The sequence below is a fragment of the Tepidibacillus sp. HK-1 genome, assembly GCF_001748485.2.
GTDB lineage: Bacteria > Bacillota > Bacilli > Tepidibacillales > Tepidibacillaceae > Tepidibacillus_B > Tepidibacillus_B infernus.
The window spans coordinates 1-1,746 of the sequence record NZ_BDGM02000050.1; the positions used below are offsets into that span (position 1 = coordinate 1).

1 rRNA gene is annotated in these 1,746 nt (G+C 53.1%); it reads right to left on the bottom strand.

Going from position 1 to position 1,746, the window contains the following annotated elements:
* Positions 1–31: 31 nt before the first annotated feature.
* Positions 32–1,746: ribosomal RNA gene (locus BEN26_RS13780) — 23S ribosomal RNA — on the bottom strand; the annotation flags it as partial.

Sequence of the window (1,746 nt, forward strand, 5' to 3'; positions counted from 1 at the left end):
TACCTTCAAAACTAGCAGCAAGAAAAGCAATTAGGTTAAGCCCTCGACCGATTAGTATCCGTCAGCTCCATACCTTACGGTACTTCCACACCGGACCTATCAACCTTATCATCTTTAAGGGGTCTTACTGGACTAACTCCATGGGAAATCTCATCTTGAGGGGGGCTTCACGCTTAGATGCTTTCAGCGCTTATCCCTTCCACACTTAGCTACCCAGCGATGCGCCTGGCGGCACAACTGGTACACCAGCGGTGTGTCCATCCCGGTCCTCTCGTACTAAGGACAGCTCCTCTCAAATTTCCTACGCCCGCGACAGATAGGGACCGAACTGTCTCACGACGTTCTGAACCCAGCTCGCGTACCGCTTTAATGGGCGAACAGCCCAACCCTTGGGACCTACTTCAGCCCCAGGATGCGATGAGCCGACATCGAGGTGCCAAACCTCCCCGTCGATGTGGACTCTTGGGGGAGATAAGCCTGTTATCCCCAGGGTAGCTTTTATCCGTTGAGCGATGGCCCTTCCATGCGGAACCACCGGATCACTAAGCCCGACTTTCGTCCCTGCTCGACTTGTATGTCTCGCAGTCAAGCTCCCTTCTGCCTTTACACTCTGCGAATGATTTCCAACCATTCTGAGGGAACCTTTGGGCGCCTCCGTTACTCTTTAGGAGGCGACCGCCCCAGTCAAACTGCCCACCTGACACGGTCCCTCATCCCGTTTAGGGATGTAGGTTAGAATTTCAATACGATCAGGGTGGTATCCCACCGTTGCCTCCACCGAACCTGGCGGTCCGGCTTCTATGGCTCCCACCTATCCTGTACAAATCGTACCAAAATCCAATATCAGGCTACAGTAAAGCTCCATGGGGTCTTTCCGTCTTGTCGCGGGTAACCTGCATCTTCACAGGTATTACAATTTCACCGGGTCTCTCGTTGAGACAGTGCCCAAATCGTTACGCCATTCGTGCGGGTCAGAACTTACCTGACAAGGAATTTCGCTACCTTAGGACCGTTATAGTTACGGCCGCCGTTTACTGGGGCTTCGGTTCAAAGCTTCGTCACTTAATGTCACTAACCTCTCCCCTTAACCTTCCAGCACCGGGCAGGCGTCAGCCCCTATACTTCGCCTTGCGGCTTTGCAGAGACCTGTGTTTTTGCTAAACAGTCGCTTGGGCCTATTCACTGCGGCCTCCTCGGGCTTTCACCCTATCGAGGCACCCCTTCTCCCGAAGTTACGGGGTCATTTTGCCGAGTTCCTTAACGAGAGTTCTCCCGAGCGCCTTAGGATTCTCTCCTCACCCACCTGTGTCGGTTTACGGTACGGGTACCTTCCTCCTCACTAGAGGCTTTTCTTGGCAGTATGAAATCAGGGACTTCGGTACTTTATTTTTCCCTCGCCATCACGGCCTAGCCTTGAGTCTACGGATTTGCCTATAGACTCAGCCTCACCGCTTGGACGTGCATTTCCAATAGCACGCTTCCCCTATCCTTCTGCGTCCCCCCATCGTTCAAACGGAGGAAAGGTAGTACAGGAATTTCAACCTGTTGTCCATCGCCTACGCCTTTCGGCCTCAGCTTAGGTCCCGACTAACCCTGAGCGGACGAGCCTTCCTCAGGAAACCTTAGGTTTTCGGCGGACAAGATTCTCACTTGTCTTTTCGCTACTCATACCGGCATTCTCACTTCTTATCGCTCCACCGCTCCTTTCGGTACGACTTCTATGCAATAAGAACGCTCCCCTACCAC